This is a genomic window from Pantoea sp. NSTU24, from assembly GCF_050157905.1.
Classification (GTDB): Bacteria; Pseudomonadota; Gammaproteobacteria; order Enterobacterales; family Enterobacteriaceae; genus Pantoea.
Genome location: NZ_JBKIWZ010000001.1, coordinates 2,296,609 through 2,315,140 on the forward strand (window position 1 = coordinate 2,296,609; position 18,532 = coordinate 2,315,140).

Sequence of the window (18,532 nt, forward strand, 5' to 3'; positions counted from 1 at the left end):
TACAAAACTCAGTTAGTAATGCCGGATCCTTCACTCTCAGAATTACCCTTTCTCCAGCTCGCTGCAAATTCAGACGGCGTCTGATAATTCAGCGTGGAGTGCGGACGACATTCATTATAATCCTGACGCCATTCGCTGATGGTTTTCCTGGCATGACTGACGTCGCTGAACCCGTGCTCATTCAGGCATTCATCGCGAAAGCGTCCGTTAAAACTCTCAATAAATCCGTTCTGTGTCGGCTTGCCGGGCTGGATAAGTCGCAGCTCCACTCTATGCTCAAAGGCCAACTGATCGAGCGCGCGGCAGGTAAACTCCGGGCCCTGATCGGTTCTTATCGTAGCCGGATATCCAAGAAACAGCGCAATGCTGTCCAGAATACGCGTGACCTGCACGCCTGAAATCCCGATGGCAACAGTGACCGTCAGGCATTCCTTTGTGAAGTCATCGACGCAGGTAAGGCACTTGATCCTGCGACCAGTAGCCAGCGCATCCATGACGAAATCCATCGACCAGGTCATGTTGGGCGCCGCCGGGCGGAGCAGCGGCAGACGTTCTGTTGCCAGGCCTTTACGAGGACGTCTGCGTTTAACGTCCAGTCCGTTCAGATGATAAAGGCGGTACACACGCTTGTGATTAACCAGAAGCCCTTCACGGCGCAGCAACTGCCACATGCGGCGGTAGCCAAAACGCCTGCGCTCCAGTGCCAGTTCAGTAATGCGCCCTGATAAATGGGCATCAGCCGCCGGGCGCTGAGCGTCATAACGGCAGGTCGACAGGGACAAACCTGTGAGTCTGCAGGCACGACGTTGCGACAGACCGGTCGCATCACACATCAACACCACGACTTCGCGCTTCTGGTCTGTCGTCAGTACTTTCGCCCCAGAGCCACCTGCAGCGCCTCCTTATCCAGCATGGCCTCGGCGAACAGCTTCCTGAGTCTGGCGTTCTCTTCCTCAAGTGACTTCAGGCGCTTAACCTCAGGCACCTCCATGCCGCCATACTTCTTACGCCAGGTATAAAACGTGGCGTCGGAAATGGCGTGCTTACGGCAGAGTTCCCGGGCAGAAACGCCGGCTTCAGCCTCGCAGAGAATACTGATGATCTGTTCGTCAGAAAAACGCTTCTTCATGGGGATGTCCTCATGTGGCTTATGAAGACATTACTAACATCGCGATGTATTAATCAACGGGGAGCAGGTCAAGATGTCCGCACAACTTGAAGAAGACAAGTTAAGTCCCCCCCAGAGTTTTCTGGACATGCATCGATATCTACATTTTGCCGTGAGGGAGATGATGTCAGTTGATGACACCATAAATATAAAGCACTTAAAGCAACTTTTTCTGCACCTCTGTTTGAGACGGGTTATATGGGATGGTTCGTTAATGGACAAAGCACAGCAGTCACTCTTTCCTTCCGCTGAAAAGCCTGATTTTCAGGATTATCTGGAATATTACCACTCCGACATAAATGATCTGGCCGGGATGTTGTCCAGTGCAATTCGTAACAACGCAAATACAGAGGCGATTAAAATCCTGGTGAGAGATGCCAATATCAATTTGGCAGAGATTGTTGATCAGCTAAAATGGCTAAATCAAGTGGATGACCGGCGATCTTCAATGAATATGGACGTCATATCTGATCTTAAACCGCTCTTACAATAGTGGTTAAATGGGCAGCTTCTAAAGCGTCGCTACCCATTTTGCTTTAATACTTTCAAGCAAAATAACGAACCTGCACCGGGGAGCGGTAGGCGTATAATTGGTGGTGTACAGAAAACCCTTAAATTTAGTCAGGTAGGCTTTTAGCGCTTCGAAAGTCTGTAGGCTGTCGAAGCCGTCACAATCGAATCGCGCCATTCGCCACGGTTCAACGTGAGCCGACAAGCGCCATTATTTCTCTCCCTGATAACCTGAGTCTTTCGCACCTTTAGGATGTACACTTTTCCGTACCGGCGCACAAAAGAACTGCTGGTATTTGGCACTTGCCATGTCAGCCAGAATTTTATTAATAAACTCGTCTTCGCTGGTGGCGCTGCACTGCTCTACGATTTTTGCGTTGCGTTTAACTCCACGGGAATAGCGTATTGATGCCATTATCGTTCACCCCGCTCCAGCGCTTTAATTCGCCGTCTTACTGAGCGGTTAGCCCATTCCTCGTCGATATAACGCATATCGCCAATAACGACTTCACGGGATAAATCACAGGAAAAGGTTTTGCCTTTTACTGCATAGCATTTTTGCATCGTGCCAATGCGTGAAGGATCAACACGGCCGGAACGGCTTTTAGCCATAATCACACCTCCACGGTATTACGTTCGTTCATTTTCTTAACGATATAAGCGTCCACCTCTCGCTTTAATCAACCCACCCGGCGCAACTCTAACGGAAAGCTTTTAGGGAAATCTGGGGTTCGCTTACAGAAGGTGTAAAACCCCTCACAGATTTATATTTCAGTGCGGCCATGACTTCATATTCAGTTAATACCTGCTCGTCCATCGCGTGATCCTCCTGCGTTGAATAGATGTTTACGCAAGCGATAGAAACACTATTCGAACGCTAAACAAATCAGCCTGCTCTAAGCAGGCTGTACAGTTATTGGAACTGGTAATTTTTTGCGAATCACCGTGGAGGGGGATATCTACGCTTTTTGTTTCTGGCCTTGTTGTGCTTACGTGCCTTGCCAAAAGACCACAGTCGCTATTGGTGCACACTCGCATTCTGTTTCAGGCACTACGGCTAACGCCGGAACAGGCACCGCGATTAACGTGACCAATGCCTTTATCAAACTGATGGGCTGATAGCGTAGCGTATAATCAGATCACCTTACCCGGAATCTGCAAAAAATTACGGGCAGGATTAGTGTATGATTTACACTCCCACCAGTCTCCGCGTATTATTCCCTGCAAAGACCTCAACGGACGGTTACACAAGGAATGTATCACCATGGTCGCACTACAGTTTCCCTGCTCTATTTTTCAAACGCAAAACAGGATGGACGACTACGGCGCTAAGGATATGCACTACGGGGATTTATCAGAATCACAGTTAAAAACACATTTTGATTTGCTGGATATCTCCACCCGGGCCAACCCTTACACCCTGACGAAAATTACCCCGTTCACTCAGCCACAGTCGATGTTTTACGGCTCCCGTGGAGAGGGGGAGAAAATTACACGCCAGCAGTGCGCTACTATTCTGTTTGATGAATTCCGCCATCTGTCACAGGCTTTTTCTGTTTATAGCCCTTACAGCCATCTGATTAAACAGATGATCACCTATATGCAACATGGCAACGGTTCACCCTTCAGCAGCATGCATCTGGACAGTGCTTTGAAGGAGCATATTCTCAGAGATAATTCGACAGGAAACAGTACGCGCCTTCTTTTAAAAGAGGCTATCAGGGTCAATGTTGACTGGGAAAATAAGAATTACCCGACAAAAGATAGAGATGAATTACGCAAGGCAATACTTAAAGGCAGGCTTCCCAAATTTGACAGACTCAAGGATAATTTCAACGGTATGGGGATAACCGTCCATGATACCTGGGCGACGCATATCACTATAAAATCTCTGCATATTGATAATGGTTCTTTCCGGGCAGTGTTGCATTACAAAGTCCAGGATCACTTTGGCCTTGATGTTGCCGATATTTCAAAATTCAAGTTCAACCAGTTCCGCTTTTTCCGTATCTGGTTTGTTCTCCAGCGATACAACCAGTTTGGTTTTAAGCCCTTCATGACCAACATGGAAACCACCATAGAAATTACGGGAAACCGCAATGAAAACAAAAATTAAAAAAAACCTTTACACGCTTCTATTGGTTGCGGTAGGGATTTTCGGTTATTTTATTTGGTTATCGTTGCGTCCGGTAGAAATTGTTGCAGTGCATCAAGATGGTAATTCCAGTGATGTCCTGGTAAAAAACTTCCCGTTTACTGATAAAGGTAAAATGAGCTGGTGGCTGAAAAACAAGAACATGTTTAAGGATAAATATAATATTCCGCAACCTGAAAAAGATGGTAATTTTACTGTGATTTTCTGGCTATTCGGCGATGGCTACAAAGAAACGGATGGTTACGATAGGTTATGCTTTGATGATATGCATCCACCATTAAACTGCATTGATAAAAATAGGGTTTTTTCAGCAAATCACAGCCGAAATATGGGTATTTCATTCAATACCAGTCGCGGTATATATCGTATGAAAAAAAACGGGCAGATTGCAAAAGACAAGGCTGAATAAAACCGTTTCTGCCCATAAATGTAGCAAAATCGCTCACCAGAGGCTATCTTGACGGAGAGAAAAGCGGCAACGCCTTAGCGCCTGCCTCAACTCCTTTTGGTAAAATTACCCCCCTGAAATTTTGGACCTGCTGTTACCTACTCCCCGGCATACTCGCAAATGTGCGAATTTTGCTATGCCAAAAATGTTGAGTGCATATTGATAATAATCGTTTCCGGGCTGCGGTACATTACAAATGTTCAGGACCATTTCGGCCTGGATAATGATGATATCTTGAACACAAGATTCAGTCAGTTCCATTTTTTTCATATCTGGTTCGTGTTACAACGATACAATCAGTTTGGCTTTAAACCATTCATGATAAATATGGAAGCAATCCTGAAAATTACAGGAACCCGCAAATGAGACTAAATAATAAGAAAATTATCGCTCCACTTTGTCTGGACGGCTGCGTGCTGCTTAGCTGGTGGCTATGGTTGTCTCAACGTCCCGTAGAAATTATAGCCATTCATCACAGAAGCAGTGGTTTCAGTGATCTTCTGGTTGATAGTTTTCCGCCGACTGATACAGGAAAGATCAACTGGTGGTTAAAAACAAGGAAATGTTGAACGATAAATATGGCATTCCAAAAACTGACGAAAACGGCCATTTTTATCTTATCGTTTGGTTGTTTGGTGATGGTTATAAAGAGTCAGGTAAATATGACAGGCTTTGCTTTGATGATATGAAGCCGCCAGTAAACTGTATTGAAAAGGAGAGAGTATTTTCAGTCAGCTTCAGCAAAAACAGAGGGACTATGTTTACAGGAAACGATAGCGAATATCGTCTGAAAACAAATGGTGAAATATTGAAAATTGAAGGTGAATAAGTTCGTTTTCTCTCACGGGGAAATAGTAATAAACGCATCCATCTTACATGCCTGCATTATATCCCACTGAAAAATAACAAAATTTTCATGAAGTCCTTTCTAAATGAGGGAGCCACATAAAGCGCCTCTTTCTCCAGCATGGCTTCGGCAGGCAGCTTCCTTATGCGCGTATTCTCCTCTTCAGGTGACTTAAGCCACTTTACCCTGGAAACTTCCATGCCATCAGATTTTTTTCGTCGGGTCTAGAAAGCAGCATCTGAGATAGCATACTCACGGCAGCGTTTACACGCAGAAATCGCGGCTTCGGCCTCGCGGAGGAGACTGATGAGCTGTTTGCCGGAAAACGCTTCTTCATAAGCTTGTCTTCATGTGGCTTATGAAGACATGTCTGACATCGTGTATTAATAAACGTGATGCCGGTCCCCTTAGAAGATCGCTATATGTAAGCTCTGATTCACTGAACACCAGATTATTGCCGTTCTGAAGTCTGTCAACGCCGTTGAAATCGCCCATGAGCATAATAGTGCTGTCTGATAAGAGCCATGCCAGAGCTGACCGTGAAGTAAACATCCCGCCTGAACTCATCGTTTTAACTGGCATGACAGATCACATTAATTTCACCTGACACAATCTCTTACCCGTTTCAGTCAGCCACTACAATTCCGTCTTCTGATATCAGCAATAACCGATATCAGGCTGTTGTTTGTATGCTTCTTCCGCGATTAGCTGGTGACACACCGTTAGGTTCAGCTCAACAAAACCTTCCCAGCTGTAGTGCTGTGAATAATGACGTTCAAATTGCAGATCGACCCGACAAATCTCAGGACGATCATTGTATATGCGGCAACCTTTAGTGGCTGCGTCATAATGCAGGCATGTGCCGTCACCACGATCCAGAGAACGCGTCTCCTCTGCCAGACTGACGCGCTGGCAACAAAGGCCACACTGAACGCATGGAAAAGGTGAAAGGTTACTGTAGCAGGACATTTTCATCACTCGTTATCAGGCTCGCGAACAGACGCGAGCCTGGTTTAAGCTTACGCAGCAATAGTATCCAGCTTGTCTTTTTTGCCTTCAGCAACGGCTGCAATATCAATAATCCGTCGTTCAGTGGAAAGCACCAGATTCCCCTCCTGATCCAGAAGCGGCGTATCAATCATCGCTTTTAATAACTGCGCATACTTGACTGACATAAATACGGCTTCTTTGCTCTCCTGTGGGAAGTCATGGAAATTTTCACCGTAGCTTTTCAGGGCATTCTTCATGTCGTGAACGCTACCGCGAAGGCGACCACTCGTCATGGAAAAAGCATTATTTGCCAGCGTCGTGACCTTTTCGATAGCCTGGAGTTTATCCACCATTAATGCGCTTTGGTCGCGGATCGTTTTAGCCTGTTCCAGGTTACTGCGTGCGTTGTTTAATGCTTCCTCACCCTATTGCCCAGAATATGGCCAAAAATAGCCAGAGCCGGTCCAGCAACAATCCCGCCTAATACCATCATTCCACCAGCCATGCCAAATCCACCTGTTGCCAGTGAACCACCGCCAAGCCATGCGAGCGTGGCATTGGTTGCTGCTACGCCGGACAGAGAGGAGATCGCCGTTCCTGTGCTTGCTGTTGCCAGCAGCATCGTGCCGTTATAGGCACCAAATGCCAGCGCTGCACCACTTCCCATCCCCGCGCCAATACCCAGACCGGCATCTTTCAGCATCTGATAATCCTGCTTCAGACCCGACAGGGTTGAGCTGGTAAAATCACCCGCATTGAGTTTTTCCAGCTCAACGCTGTCAGCCAGTTCGACGTTTTTAAGGCGACCAAAGTTAACGATAAAATCGTTAATCACGCCGTTGAATGCACGAAGCTTGCGCTGACCGTAGTCTTCAATGACTTTATTGGTGGCTTCGCGGCTTGACTCAATCCGAGCGCCAGCGTTATCAACCATGCTCTGTGCGTTTTCATTGATGTTTTTTGCATTACTGTGGTCTTTTGCACCTCCAGCCCCTTTAGCAATACCGTAAATTCCTGCAGCAGCGGCTACCGCACCGATAATAATTGGAATTGGCATGTCATAACTCCTTTATTCAAGTATCAAAGCGAGTAATTTACTCATTTCATTGTTTAACGACTCAGCATGTTCCAGCAGGTCTTTAAAAATAAAGTCCGTAACTTTGAATGCAAACTGTATTTCTTTCAGCAACATCCATTCAATGCTGGAAATATGGCCATCCCGTAACGCGACCAAAAAAAGTTGGAAAATAATGACTTTTGGTGTCGTGATATTTTCCATCGTGTGATGCTCAAGCAGATTTTTCAATACTGAGGTTGCAGCCTGAATACGCGTTTCTGGCGCATCAATGATGGAAAGTGGATATGTTTTCAATTTTTCAATGAGCTTTTTTTCGGCAGAAATGCTGGAAAACCCACCAAAAACTCTCGGAGCAGAAAAGCCTGACGCGTGCTGTTCTATCTCTTCCAGTAATTCAGTTTCAAGAACATCCTTCTGTATAGTCAGGTTATTCAGGTCAGAGTCTGACCTCAATTCATCTTTCGTTTTTCCATCCCACAGCAATGGGTTGTCGGACAATGCAAGAAGTCTGGCAAGCTCAACGAGCAGCGTCTTCTTATCAGCAGGCAACATTTTAATTAGCATGGTGATCCTGTTCCCTTTTACAAAATTAATGGTTTGTCTGAGTCCATGAAATCTTCGAACTCAGACATAGTCTGAAACTGAAGCTGGATGCCGAGCAGAGTGGCAAAATCATTAACCGCAAATGCCAGATCATCAATATTTCCGGCTTCGCCAGAAATGGCTTTAAACAGACGCTGTGTATCTTTATGAAGCTGGGGAATTTCCCGGGCTATAAATTCATCAAGCAACGCCTGCTGTTGTGCGATACAAGCACGAGCTTCAGTTTCTACAGCGCGGATTTGTGCCAGGCGAGCACGCGAGAGCGCCGCTCCACGAGCGGCTTCAAGCGCGCTTTGATAAAAAATGGAAGAAAGTGTGTAACCAATCATGCCGCCAATTGCCGCCCCCACTACCGGAATGGGAATAGCTACTTGTCCAAGCGCCGCCATCATTCCACTGGAAAGCATCCCGGCCCCTTTTTCACCAATCTCATGCAGCAATTGGGCTTCATCAATTTCATTATTGACGTAACGCTTGATGGAAACGCCCAGTGACAGGCAGATATTGACGACCAGCGCGGGGGCTGACGTTCCAGCTATGGATCGCAATGCCTGCTTTTCAGACTGTTGTAAGCCCGCCTTGATGGCCGAACCCGCAAAGGCTGTGCCATAACCCACCACTGCCGCTTTAGCGGTATCAACAGCGATATCTTCAGCCGCTTCACCCAGCGTTTTCTTCTGTTGCGCTATGTTAAAGATATTGACGACCAGTGAAATCGCACTGCCAACAGCCGCTCCTGTTTTTGCTCCTTCGATACCGGCGCGGTGGCTGGTGCGTGCAATATCGACTGCAGTTGCAATCCTGGGATGCTCCCGGTAAAAAATGGCTTGCCTGGTCGTTAAACCACTGTCGCAAACATTGCCAGCCAGTTGATCGTAGTTCTCTGCTTCACGGCGAAGTTTATCTGCAACATTCTGTTTACCGGCAGCTTCAGCCTTGATCGCTTTTTGACGCAGGTCTGCCGCTTGTTGACGACAGTGTTCCGCCGCACCTTCATACTGTTCCGACGGCAACTCCAGCTTGACGCCCCGGTAGCGGGAGAATTTGCCGTCATCCTTGGCGATATTTTTTAATAGTTGGTCGCGGTCGCCAACAAATTTCATCTGGCTTTGCGAACCTTCAACAATCACGCCGTCCTGAATTTTCACGCGATCGACAACGTTATGGTTACGACCATATTCTTTTAAATCGTCACTACGAATCGTTCGTACAGTATCGCCATTAATAATCGCTTCTGCGTTATCACGACCAGTGGTTGCAATTTCCGCAGAATAACCCGCCTGCTGCTTGATATTCTGGGTTGCATAATCCGGATTCACTTTATGTTTCGCGATATCCGCCAGCCCTTTAGCAAACCGTTGCCCGGTTTCGTTATCAACGCCACGATAGCTTTTAATATATTCGGCGCTTGCATTGCCAAAACGCTCAACGATTTCCCCTTCAGCTACAGCAATCACTGTACGGTTCCTATCGCTCTCGATTTGGACCTTATCGCGTTGTTGCTGATTACTGTCAGAAGGCGATAACGTGAAATTCTCGTTTGATTCCATAATTATTCCCGTGCAGAGCTATTGGATTGCCTTTATATTTCAGTTCCGATTTACACTTCCACAATCGGCTGCCGTTGAACGTTACTGACGGCTTCTCCAAAGGCAGCTAAAAACCACTTCAGCATGGCGCTGTCTACCACCGTAGCGGAGAACTCCAGGCGTTCATTGCTTATTTCCCGATGTGTCTGATCCAGTGAAAGCGGTGATTCAATCAAGTGGAACCCAGCGGTACGGTCAATTTCAAACGTAAGAAATATCTGGTGGCCTTCGCCAAATCCAAAGCGGCCATCGTCATCATATTTTTTCAGATTGAATTCAACTGGACGCTCAAAAGTAAAAGTGCTGACACTGGTGGAAAGAATGCGATTAAGCGCCAGGCTGCGTTCATTGTTGTAGCCTTCGAAACGACAGACCAGATAGAGACGCGGGCCTTGCTGCGCCAGGCCTAATGGCATCACTGTGTTTTCACTCTCTTTTCCGCTCGCGTTGCGGTATGTGATACGCAATAAGCGATTGAGATATAATGCTTCACTGACGGCTTCAAACACGCCATCTGCAATCGGTGGCGGCAGTAATGGCTGGCTGGTTGCCACAATGCGCACCTTATCCGGCCATTCGGCTTCAAGCCGGCCCGAGCCGTTGTCGTGCAAATTACGTTGCGCCTGAGTGAACAGCCCGGTCATGGACTTAATTAATCGGCTTGGCAAAATAGGCTTCAGATGTGCTTCTGCCATCGCTAATAGCAGCGATTCTTGCGGCGTAAGCATCGGCAGCGAAACACCATTGGCATTCTCCAGCCAGCGATAGCCATAAGGACGGCTACGGTTATCGCATTCAATATCAAAATGGTCGCAAAGCATTTCCAGATTACGCTGAATAGTCCGCAAATCGCGCGCAATTCCCGCATGCAACAATTGCTCGTGCAGCTCTCTCGCCGTAATTTTTCTGCCACGTGGAATACGACGCAGCAGCTCAAGAGCCAGCACGGTGGTTTCAATGGTCTCGGGTCGTTTAGCCATTTTTATCCCTGTAAAATTCATTACTGTAAAAAGCTAATCGCTGGTTTGTTGCCTTTTTTCATCCAGCACTCATTTTTCAGTACGGCAACAAAGGCTTCTGCAGAACTCACTGGCCTGAACTGATGTTGACGAGCTACCAGCACAAAATCACCTGGCGTCAGATAGTCCAGTTTTGATATTTCCCTGATATCACTGGATCGTGGCTCATTAAGCTGTAGCTCACGGCAGTAAAGGGCCAGCAATGCAACGGCCTGGTCATCACACAAATAACTGAAGCGCATCTTAAGATCGAAACGACGCAGCGCAGCGGCATCCAGTACATCAAACCTGTTAGTGGTGGCGATCAATACACCGTTGAACTGTGCTATCTGGCTAAGCATCTCATTGGTACAGCTCACCTGCCAATGATGCTGATGCCGGTCGCGTGTGCCGAGAAAGCTGTCAATCTCATCAATGAGCAATAACGCATTATCACGGTGTGCCTGTTCAAATAGCGCCGCGATGTTCTGTTCACTTTCGCCTATGTATCGGCCAAAAAGTTGTGAGGCTTTACGTTCAACAACGCCCATATTCAGCTGCTGCGCCAGCCAGTATGCCCATGCAGTTTTGCCTGTGCCCGGCGGGCCAAAAAGGCAAAAACGCGCTGGCTGGCCAGGCATCAGGGCTTTTCCAATCTCGCCCGCAGGAACATCACTATTAATAAATGAAGTGTCATAGAGCAACGATGTCTGGGCTTCAACATGATGTTTTATCGGCAGATGCCCCTGTGCCTTTAGGGTGTTATTGATTAAATACATTAAAGTCTGAGGGTGATTTTCTTTGGGTATTTTTTCGCCGATGCCTGCCAGCACGCCTGCCGCCCGGCTAACAACCGCCGGTGCAAGATAAGGCGCTTCAGCTAACTGAGAGAGGGTTTCTGGGGCCAGCATCGTGCCGCAGGCTTGCTGTATAATCTCAGCCCGCTGCACACGTGGTGGCGCATTGAGCTCAATCACCATATCAAAGCGGCGCACCAGAGTCGGCTCCAGAGAACAGATATCATTCGCTACCCATAAAGTGGGGACTGCATTCTCTTCCATCAGGCGATTTATCCAGGCTTTCGCTAATGGAAGTGGGCTGCTGTTATAGAGTCCAGGACTCTCGATAAACACATCCTCTGCCTCATCAAGCAAAATAAGGGCTTTCTCATCAACAAACAGACGCTGCGCTGCACGCCAGGCGCGCAGACGACGACTGCCACTCAACGGACGCAGGGCTTCATTTTCACTGCTGACTTCATAGAGAGAAGCTTGTAATTCCTTTGCCATCAGGCGACAAAGCTGACTTTTACCGCTGCCCGGTTGACCATGAATCAGGATATTTACCCCCACACGATCGGTGTTAAGCGCGTGGTGCAACCACTGACGCAGAATATTAACTGCCGGGACATGGGCATAGTTGTCTGACGTCAGTTGGGCGGGTCCGCAGCTGTTAATCATGCCCTGCAATAGCCGCGCTGGACTCGTTTCACCCGCGTAAAGGCGTTCTGCCAGAGTGGGTGAAAATGGCTCAAGCTTATTACGAAGCAATTGCGCGCCATTCATTTCAAGGCTGATCAGACCTGTTTTCGTCAGAGTACTCGCAGGGCCAAGTGCATCGCGTATATCGATTTCGGGCATATCCAGTATTGCTGCCAGCACAGAGTAGACCCTGACAGAGGTAATCGGCCCAAGCCATTCCGTGACATCATCGAGCAGTCGTTCCTGATGTAATTGTAATGTGAATTCCAGGATAGTTTTTTCCGCAAGGTTGAGGCCAATACGCGTGGCAAACCTGTTCACTGCTGAGTGAAAAACAGAAGTATGGGTCAGCGAATTTTGCTGTTCAGTATCCTGATAATATTTGCGCAATTTACTCAGCAATAAATGGTGTTCCTGCTGGCTGACGTTATAAGAGTGCTCCTGGGTAAGGTGAAAATAATCAGCCAGCGGCTGGCTGCTGAACCCATGATGAGTAATAAACTGTTTGTGTGCGCCCAGGCGGAAAAGTATCCGCAAAATCCATTGTTGCATTTTGGCATCCTGGTAATTCATCCCGGCAACGTCAATCGCTTCAGCAGATATCTCAATGTTCATATTTCCCTCCTCGTGAAAACGCTATTTTCATATTGCGCTGTGACATTTCGTGTCGCAGGGAATGAAGAATTTTTTATGAGATCTTGTTCGTCTGCGGCACAAGCTGTCGCAGCATTATGAATGCTTTTCGTCAGGAGAAATTGATATTAACTTTCTTATACAACCGATAACTTTTATGCGCGCTAAATCTACGCCTTCCTTGCCAAATGCATTACATAAAAGAAATCGGTATAAAAACAGATAATCATGAGATGCAGGAGATCATAAACCTGAATAGTTAAGATAGTAATTCTCTACCCGAAAAAAACCCGCATCCTATTTAATCATGAAAAGAAAATTAAAATCGTTATATCCCGATAAAATGGCATTCAATCGTGACATCATTAACGTATTTAACGGCTTATCATGGGTACAATAAAACGCATAGCGCATGTTTCTTAGGCAAAACGGAAAGTATTAACGCTCAGATACGCACGCTCGCTGTGGCTATAGCCTGAAGCTAAGATGTCGTCGCGACCCGTTTGTGATTCTGACACGCATACTGTTTTTATCAGGTGGAAAAGAGATACCTGACAATTATACAGGTATTTTATCAGTCTGATAAATCGCAGAGGTTATAACCCCGACAAAATTGTCTATACCGATATTTTTTCATCCGCTACTTTCACAAGTCACAGCGCACCAAATATTTGGCGCCCTGAGTGAGTTAAGAAGATGAACCACATCACAGCTAACGCATTTCCTGACCCACCTCCCTTCCCCCGCACCAACCCAGCGCACTGATATTTTGCACTGCATCACACTTATCACTTCGAACTTTCTTTTACCCATTGATTTTAAACAACTTCGCTATTGGCACAGTTCCTGCAATCTTCTCAATTACGTAGCTCTGTAAGTCAACGATTTCAAACATCAGGCACCAGCTCTTAATCGTCTGGATGTATACGACACCCGCAATTTTAAACAGAGCAGGCTGAATCTGGCTGCATAAGTAATTCTGGAGAAAGTGCAATGACCTCAATTAGCGAACCGATGGTAATAGCGAAACACAGTAAATGGGTGCAGCTCTTGCTGGGCTTACTTTGCATGACGGCGATTTCCAGCCCGCAGTATGTCTGGACGCTGCTGACCAAACCGATGATAGCTAAACTTGGCGTGGGGCTGGCGGAACTACAGGTAACCTTCTCGCTGCTGATTATTCTGCAGACCTTTTTTTCCCCTTTTCAGGGCCGGCTGGTCGAGCGTTTTGGCCCGCGTCTGCTGATCTCAATCGGTACGCTGATGGCTGGCTTCAGCTGGGTGATCGCTGCCCACGTTAATAGCCTGGCCTCCCTCTATCTGGTCTATGGCTGTCTCGGCGGGCTGGGTACGGGGATCGTTTATATTGGCGTGGTCGGTCTGGTGATGAAGTGGTTTCCTCAGCAACGCGGTTTTGCCGCCGGAACCGTGGCGGCGGGCTACGGGATGGGCGCGATTTTTACCACCTTTCCCATTTCCATCTCCCTTAACACCTACGGCCTTGAACAGACCATGACAGTCTTTGGCCTGATCTTCGCCGCCGTGGGTTTTCTCGCCAGCCAGAATTTGAGGCTGCCCGAAACCAGCATGACACCGGTCAGCAGAAAAGACGCACCCGTAGTGGGCCTGCGCCAGTTTAAATCCGGGGAAATGCTGCGCCAGCCGCTGTTCTGGCTGATGTTCATGATGATGACGATGATGTCGACCTCGGGACTGATGGTGACATCGCAGATGGCGATTTTTGCTGAAGACTTTGGCATCAGCAAGGCCGTCGTTTTCGGTATGGCCGCGCTGCCTCTGGCACTGACCATTGATCGTTTTACCAACGGCTTAACGCGCCCGCTGTTTGGTTTTATCTCCGACCGCTACGGCCGCGAAAACACCATGTTTATTGCTTTCGCGCTGGAAGGCGTGGCGATGACGCTGTGGCTGGCATGCCGCGAAGATCCGCTGCTGTTCGTCCTGCTCTCAGGCGTCGTTTTCTTCGGCTGGGGTGAGATCTTCTCGCTTTTCCCCTCCACACTCACCGACACCTTCGGCAGCGAAAATGCCTCAGCCAATTATGGCTGGCTCTATATCTCTCAGGGTATTGGCGCAATCTTTGGCGGTCCGCTGGCGGCGCTGATGTATCAGCATACTCACAACTGGCATCTGGTCTTTGGCTGCGCGATTACTTTCGACTTTATCACTGCCGGGCTGGCGTTATGGGTTCTCAAGCCCTGGCGGGCACGGTTTATGCGTGCGCAGCAGAAGCCTGAATACCGTCCTCATAGCACGAGCGATCTGGCCTGACAGGGAAGCTCAGATGACGCTGTCAGCCCAGGCTGGGGATTGACGGGCTGATAAGGATGCCAGATGATTGTCTGGTGAAGTGGATAGCATCAGCCGCATTGAGTGATGGCCTGCGCCGGTAAGTCTGGCCTGAATGGCATGGGCAACGTAAACAGGAAGGAGCCAGCCGGGACCCGACGTCCCGGCTGAGCACTTAACGCTAGAAGCTGTAATCCACCGCCGCAAAATACCGGCGGCCATCTTCGTTGTAGCTGTAGTCGTCGCGGTTGAGATCTTTATCGGTCAGGTTCAGCACCCCAGCCCGGATCTTCACCGCTTTATTTACCTGATATGATCCGCCCGCATTCCAGATCGTGTACCCCCCTGGCGTAGCGTTGCCGTTGGTGACGGTGCGGCTTTTACCTTTGTAGTTCGCGGAAAGATAGAAGCTCCAGTCCACCAGCGGTGTCCAGTCGAGCGTGGCGTTGCTGGTGTGGAACGGCAGTTCGGACAACGGTTTGTTACCGCCATTACTCAGGTCGCGGGCGTCATTATAGGTGTAGTTCAGCTTCAGATTCAGTGTGTCGCTGAACGGCAGACCCAGTTCCGTTTCCAGCCCGCGGATGCGCGCTTTGTTCACGTTGTAATAACGGAACACCGGATTGCCGCTGGCATCGAAGCCGGCAAAGTTCTGATAGGTCGGTGCCAGACCGCGGTTGGCGGTACGGATAACCGTGATCATGTCGTCGATGTCGTTCTGGAACACCGTCGCGCTGGCGGTGACGCCCTCAAACGGTCCTTTCTGACCGGTGTAATAGAGGCCAAACTCCAGACTTTCGCTGGTTTCCGCTTTCAGATCTTTACTGCCGACGACATTGCAGCTGCCGCGACAGGAGGCACTCTGCCAGTCCGGGCTGAGCTGAAGCAGCGACGGCGCTTTAAATGCAGATGCCCAGCCCCCTTTCATGGTGATGCTGTCCGTCGCGTCATAAACCAGATACGCACGCGGGCTCCAGTTGACGCCATAGTTTTCGTGATCGTCCATGCGCACGCCGCCGGTCAGCGCCAGATTTTCCAGGATGTGCCACTCATCTTCCAGGAAAAGCGCATACTGATTCGCCTGGGTGCTGCCGCCGTTTTTCATGTTTACGGCGTCTTCCAGCTTATCGTTGCGGTATTCGCCGCCGAACGTCAGGAACTGAGTATATTCGCCCAGCGGAATAACCACTTTGCCGTCGAGTGAGTTGTTTTTTGAGGTAATGGTTTTCGCATTTTTATTTTTGATGTTCTCACCGTAGAAACGCAGTTCGGTATTCGTCCCGCCCCAGTGGCCCGTATGGCCAAGCGAGTAGTTTTCGCGTTCGAGACGGTTTTTATCCAGCGAGTCGGAGTCCCGATCCTGACGATCTTTTCCGTAGCCGAAAGTGATGTCCTGATCCTTGTCCGGCGTCAGTGAGAACTCGACGTTCGCGTTGCGCGAGGTGGATCCTTCGATACGCGGCTGATCCGTGCTATTACTGCCGCTGGCGGAACGGGCGTGGTCTTTGTTGCGTTTACCCAACGCGCCATACACTTTCACGCCCAGAATATCCTTTACCAGCGGCCCGCTGGTAAAGAAGTTTCCGTTGCCGCTGTCGCCGCGATCGCGGTGCGCCTGAACGGTGGTGTCGGCGCTCAGCGTGCCGTGCCATTGCGTGCCCACTTTACGGGTAATGATGTTGACCACGCCACCCAGTGCGTCGGAGCCATATAAGGAGGACATCGGCCCGCGCACCACTTCGATGCGTTCGATCGCTTCGGCGGGGATCCAGCTCAGGTCGAAGTCGTTGTGGCGGAAGACGGCGTTGCGGGAGTTGACGCGTTTGCCATCGACCAGGATCAGCGTATAGCTGCTGCCCAGCCCGCGGAGGCTGACGCCCTGGCGATTGTCACCTTCATTTGTCAACTGCACGCCAGGCACTTCTTTCAGCACCTCTTTCAGGTTCTGTACCGGTTTTTTCTGCAGATCGTCGCGGGTAATCACGCTGATACTGGCAGGCGCATCCTTCAGGTTCTGTTCGATGGCAGACGCTGTCACCACCATCTGCTCATCACTGTCGTTCCCTTCGCGGGCGTCTTCCGCCATCACCGGCATCGCGGCAGCAATCAGTTGTGCAAACAGCCCGGCTTTCACTGCCGGTGTCATAGAAATTTTCACGCTTGTTGTCTCCATGAGGTAAAAAGCCCCGTCGGTCCGGGGCAGCGTCCCTTTTACTCTGTCCAGTAAGTGCCGGTCGGTTCGACCGCGAGGAACTGTTTATAGAGTTGTTTTTGTGTCTGCTGTGGATCGAGATCGGCAAACTTCTGCGGATAAAACGCTTTGGCGAACAGCTGAACGGCCAGCACGTTGTAGGGGGAGTTGTAGTAGTTATGCCAGATGCCGAAACTGCGGCCCGCTTCCACCGCTTTCAGCGTGCTGATGCCTTTACGCGCCAGCAGTGGCTTCAGGCTGGCACTTGCGTGCGCAGGCGTAGTCTGCGCACCCAGCACTAAACTGGTGGGTTGCGGCTCGCCCGCTTCTGGCGGTCGGGCTCCGCCGCTGACCAGATAGACATCCGGCTGCGCAGCGATAACCTTTTCCAGATTCACCTGACCCAGCGGGCCCGGCAGCAGGGGTCTGGCGATATTCACCCCGCCCGCCAGATCGATAAAATCACCCATGTTGCCCTTGCCAGCCGAGCGGCAGCACTCATCAGCCGTAGAGGCGCGCAGCTCGATAAAGACGGTGGGTTTTTCCTGTTGCGGGATCGTCTGCGTGATATCGGTGACGCGTCTGATGTTCTCCTGATAGAAACGGATATAGTCCTGTGCCTGCTTCTCGCGGTTCAGCACCTTGCCCAGCAGTGCCATACTCGGCAGTGTGTTTTTCAGCGGTGAGGTGCGGAAATCGACAAACACCACTGGCACGCCCGCCTTCTGCAGTTGCTTTACCAGCTCGCTTTCGCGGCCCGGCCCATGACCTGATAAGCCAAAAATTGCCAGCTGCGGATTAAGCTTCAGCACATTTTCCGGGCTGATCGTGTCGGCGCTGGTGGTGCCAATCAACGGAATATTGTCGATTTGCGGAAACTTCGCCCGATACGTGGCGTAGGTCTGCGGGTCCAGCTTGCGGAAATCGCCCTGCCAGCCAACGATACGGTCGAAAGGTTTCTGCCCTTCCAGCAGCGAAAGCGCGAAGAAGAGCCGCCCTTCACCGAGCACCACGCGCTGAATGTCGTCCGGCACCGTAACAGTGCGCCCCGCCACGTCTGTCACGGTAACCGCCTGCGCCGCAAGGCTGAGCAAACCCAGCGTGACACCGACTAAGCCGGCAGCCAGTTGTCTGCTCAGAAACGTTTTGCCTGTTTTCTGATATGTCGTCATCTTCTTCCGATTCCTTTACGTTTCCCTGAAGAAGCGCAAACAATAAAATAAACGATAACTATTATCAATTCGATTTACATTTGGAGCAGCACCCAATGTTACCCTCTCCCGATTTCTGATGTGCGTCGTCTGCCGCCTGAAAACGTGAAAGCCTGAGCTGAAACGGTCAAAACCACACAAACGGTCATAAACAGTCATGTTATTCCGGCAATAGCGGTGTAATCTGTCTGTCCCTTATTCTCTTTTCACCGGCCCGCAGAGCGGAAATACGTGAGACACGTCACTATTAAATGCAATTAACTGCATGGCTTTGCATGATTTATTTCGGCTTCATCACTTAATAAGGGGTGTCATTATTT

At 49.3% G+C, this 18,532-nt stretch carries 15 protein-coding genes and 4 pseudogenes; 6 read left to right on the forward strand and 13 right to left on the reverse strand.

All coding sequences use genetic code 11. From position 1 onward, the window contains the following. Positions 1–8 precede the first annotated feature (8 nt). Positions 9–1,129 (reverse strand): IS3 family transposase gene (locus tag ACLHDD_RS10870; RefSeq protein ID WP_427104125.1). Its coding sequence is split into 2 segments (ribosomal slippage): positions 9–871 and positions 871–1,129, totalling 1,122 coding nucleotides; the frame shifts between segments, so codons are not numbered across the junction. A 73-nt stretch (positions 1,130–1,202) separates the two neighbouring features. Between ACLHDD_RS10870 and ACLHDD_RS10875 the strand changes: the two genes are divergently transcribed. Next, complete coding sequence (locus ACLHDD_RS10875; RefSeq protein ID WP_427104126.1) at positions 1,203–1,661, forward strand: hypothetical protein; 459 nt, start codon at positions 1,203–1,205, stop codon at positions 1,659–1,661. Positions 1,662–1,889: 228 nt separating this feature from the next. Here ACLHDD_RS10875 and ACLHDD_RS10880 read toward each other — a convergent pair whose 3' ends face one another. Both ACLHDD_RS10880 and ACLHDD_RS10885 read right to left on the reverse strand, forming a co-directional pair. Next, on the reverse strand, positions 1,890–2,093 hold the full coding sequence (locus ACLHDD_RS10880) for a hypothetical protein (protein WP_427104127.1): 204 nt from the start codon (positions 2,091–2,093) through the stop codon (positions 1,890–1,892). Then, a complete protein-coding gene (locus ACLHDD_RS10885; protein ID WP_427104128.1) occupies positions 2,093–2,290 on the reverse strand; it encodes a hypothetical protein in 198 nt (65 codons plus the stop codon). The genes ACLHDD_RS10880 and ACLHDD_RS10885 overlap by 1 nt, the downstream gene beginning before the upstream one ends. Before the next feature lie 652 nt (positions 2,291–2,942). On the opposite strand from ACLHDD_RS10885, the gene ACLHDD_RS10890 reads away from it, so the two are divergent. The 4 genes and pseudogenes from ACLHDD_RS10890 to ACLHDD_RS10905 all read left to right on the forward strand — a co-directional run bounded on the left by ACLHDD_RS10890 (position 2,943) and on the right by ACLHDD_RS10905 (position 5,110). Further along, positions 2,943–3,794: a YPO3983 family protein gene (locus ACLHDD_RS10890; RefSeq protein ID WP_427104129.1), complete on the forward strand. Its 852-nt coding sequence runs from the start codon at positions 2,943–2,945 to the stop codon at positions 3,792–3,794. Further along, positions 3,778–4,242 (forward strand): DUF943 family protein, encoded by a 465-nt coding sequence (locus tag ACLHDD_RS10895; RefSeq protein WP_427104130.1) that lies wholly within the window; start codon positions 3,778–3,780, stop codon positions 4,240–4,242. The genes ACLHDD_RS10890 and ACLHDD_RS10895 overlap by 17 nt, the downstream gene beginning before the upstream one ends. A gap of 191 nt (positions 4,243–4,433) precedes the next feature. Next, a pseudogene (locus tag ACLHDD_RS10900) lies at positions 4,434–4,647 on the forward strand (DUF3289 family protein); the annotation flags it as partial. Beyond that, positions 4,644–5,110, forward strand: a pseudogene (locus ACLHDD_RS10905) (DUF943 family protein). The pseudogenes ACLHDD_RS10900 and ACLHDD_RS10905, both read left to right, overlap by 4 nt. A 110-nt stretch (positions 5,111–5,220) precedes the next feature. Here the strand turns inward: ACLHDD_RS10905 and ACLHDD_RS10910 are convergent. The 8 genes and pseudogenes from ACLHDD_RS10910 to ACLHDD_RS10945 form a co-directional block, all read right to left on the reverse strand. After that, positions 5,221–5,436 (reverse strand): annotated as a pseudogene (locus tag ACLHDD_RS10910) (IS3 family transposase); the annotation flags it as partial. 349 nt (positions 5,437–5,785) lie between these two features. Further along, positions 5,786–6,103 (reverse strand): YkgJ family cysteine cluster protein, encoded by a 318-nt coding sequence (locus ACLHDD_RS10915; protein ID WP_427104131.1) that lies wholly within the window; start codon positions 6,101–6,103, stop codon positions 5,786–5,788. A gap of 44 nt (positions 6,104–6,147) precedes the next feature. Beyond that, complete coding sequence (locus ACLHDD_RS10920) at positions 6,148–6,471, reverse strand: hypothetical protein (RefSeq protein WP_427104132.1); 324 nt, start codon at positions 6,469–6,471, stop codon at positions 6,148–6,150. An 89-nt stretch (positions 6,472–6,560) separates the two neighbouring features. Then, positions 6,561–7,175, reverse strand: a pseudogene (locus ACLHDD_RS10925) (hypothetical protein); the annotation flags it as partial. Between the two features lie 12 nt (positions 7,176–7,187). Then, entirely contained in the window at positions 7,188–7,760 is a 573-nt protein-coding gene (locus tag ACLHDD_RS10930; RefSeq protein ID WP_427104133.1) for a hypothetical protein, read from the reverse strand. A 17-nt stretch (positions 7,761–7,777) separates the two neighbouring features. Further along, positions 7,778–9,349: a hypothetical protein gene (locus tag ACLHDD_RS10935; protein WP_427104134.1), complete on the reverse strand. Its 1,572-nt coding sequence runs from the start codon at positions 9,347–9,349 to the stop codon at positions 7,778–7,780. A 50-nt stretch (positions 9,350–9,399) separates the two neighbouring features. Then, positions 9,400–10,368, reverse strand: coding sequence for a helix-turn-helix transcriptional regulator (locus tag ACLHDD_RS10940; protein ID WP_427104135.1), 969 nt, complete (start codon positions 10,366–10,368; stop codon positions 9,400–9,402). Positions 10,369–10,388: 20 nt separating this feature from the next. Further along, entirely contained in the window at positions 10,389–12,482 is a 2,094-nt protein-coding gene (locus ACLHDD_RS10945) for an AAA family ATPase (protein WP_427104136.1), read from the reverse strand. 1,011 nt (positions 12,483–13,493) lie between these two features. On the opposite strand from ACLHDD_RS10945, the gene oxlT reads away from it, so the two are divergent. Then, the gene (gene oxlT / locus ACLHDD_RS10950; RefSeq protein WP_427104137.1) at positions 13,494–14,792 is read left to right on the forward strand and encodes an oxalate/formate MFS antiporter; all 1,299 of its coding nucleotides are present in this window, start codon (positions 13,494–13,496) and stop codon (positions 14,790–14,792) included. Positions 14,793–14,991: 199 nt separating this feature from the next. On the opposite strand, the gene cirA is transcribed toward oxlT, so the two are convergent. Together cirA and ACLHDD_RS10960 are read right to left on the reverse strand one after the other, a co-directional pair. Further along, positions 14,992–16,956: a catecholate siderophore receptor CirA gene (cirA, locus tag ACLHDD_RS10955; protein ID WP_427105199.1), complete on the reverse strand. Its 1,965-nt coding sequence runs from the start codon at positions 16,954–16,956 to the stop codon at positions 14,992–14,994. 65 nt (positions 16,957–17,021) lie between these two features. Next, entirely contained in the window at positions 17,022–18,173 is a 1,152-nt protein-coding gene (locus tag ACLHDD_RS10960) for an ABC transporter substrate-binding protein (protein ID WP_427104138.1), read from the reverse strand. Between the last annotated feature and the right edge of the window lie 359 nt (positions 18,174–18,532).

Excerpts from the sequence above, each read along its gene's own strand:
- ACLHDD_RS10940 (WP_427104135.1), bottom strand. The coding sequence starts at position 10,368 with ATGGCTAAACGACCCGAGACCATTGAAACCACCGTGCTGGCTCTTGAG.
- cirA (WP_427105199.1), bottom strand. The coding sequence starts at position 16,956 with ATGACACCGGCAGTGAAAGCCGGGCTGTTTGCACAACTGATTGCTGCC.
- ACLHDD_RS10930 (WP_427104133.1), bottom strand. The coding sequence starts at position 7,760 with ATGCTAATTAAAATGTTGCCTGCTGATAAGAAGACGCTGCTCGTTGAG.
- ACLHDD_RS10885 (WP_427104128.1), bottom strand. The coding sequence starts at position 2,290 with ATGGCTAAAAGCCGTTCCGGCCGTGTTGATCCTTCACGCATTGGCACG.
- ACLHDD_RS10895 (WP_427104130.1), top strand. The coding sequence starts at position 3,778 with ATGAAAACAAAAATTAAAAAAAACCTTTACACGCTTCTATTGGTTGCG.
- ACLHDD_RS10880 (WP_427104127.1), bottom strand. The coding sequence starts at position 2,093 with ATGGCATCAATACGCTATTCCCGTGGAGTTAAACGCAACGCAAAAATC.
- ACLHDD_RS10960 (WP_427104138.1), bottom strand. The coding sequence starts at position 18,173 with ATGACGACATATCAGAAAACAGGCAAAACGTTTCTGAGCAGACAACTG.
- ACLHDD_RS10945 (WP_427104136.1), bottom strand. The coding sequence starts at position 12,482 with ATGAACATTGAGATATCTGCTGAAGCGATTGACGTTGCCGGGATGAAT.
- oxlT (WP_427104137.1), top strand. The coding sequence starts at position 13,494 with ATGACCTCAATTAGCGAACCGATGGTAATAGCGAAACACAGTAAATGG.
- ACLHDD_RS10890 (WP_427104129.1), top strand. The coding sequence starts at position 2,943 with ATGGTCGCACTACAGTTTCCCTGCTCTATTTTTCAAACGCAAAACAGG.
- ACLHDD_RS10875 (WP_427104126.1), top strand. The coding sequence starts at position 1,203 with ATGTCCGCACAACTTGAAGAAGACAAGTTAAGTCCCCCCCAGAGTTTT.
- ACLHDD_RS10920 (WP_427104132.1), bottom strand. The coding sequence starts at position 6,471 with ATGGTGGATAAACTCCAGGCTATCGAAAAGGTCACGACGCTGGCAAAT.
- ACLHDD_RS10935 (WP_427104134.1), bottom strand. The coding sequence starts at position 9,349 with ATGGAATCAAACGAGAATTTCACGTTATCGCCTTCTGACAGTAATCAG.
- ACLHDD_RS10915 (WP_427104131.1), bottom strand. The coding sequence starts at position 6,103 with ATGAAAATGTCCTGCTACAGTAACCTTTCACCTTTTCCATGCGTTCAG.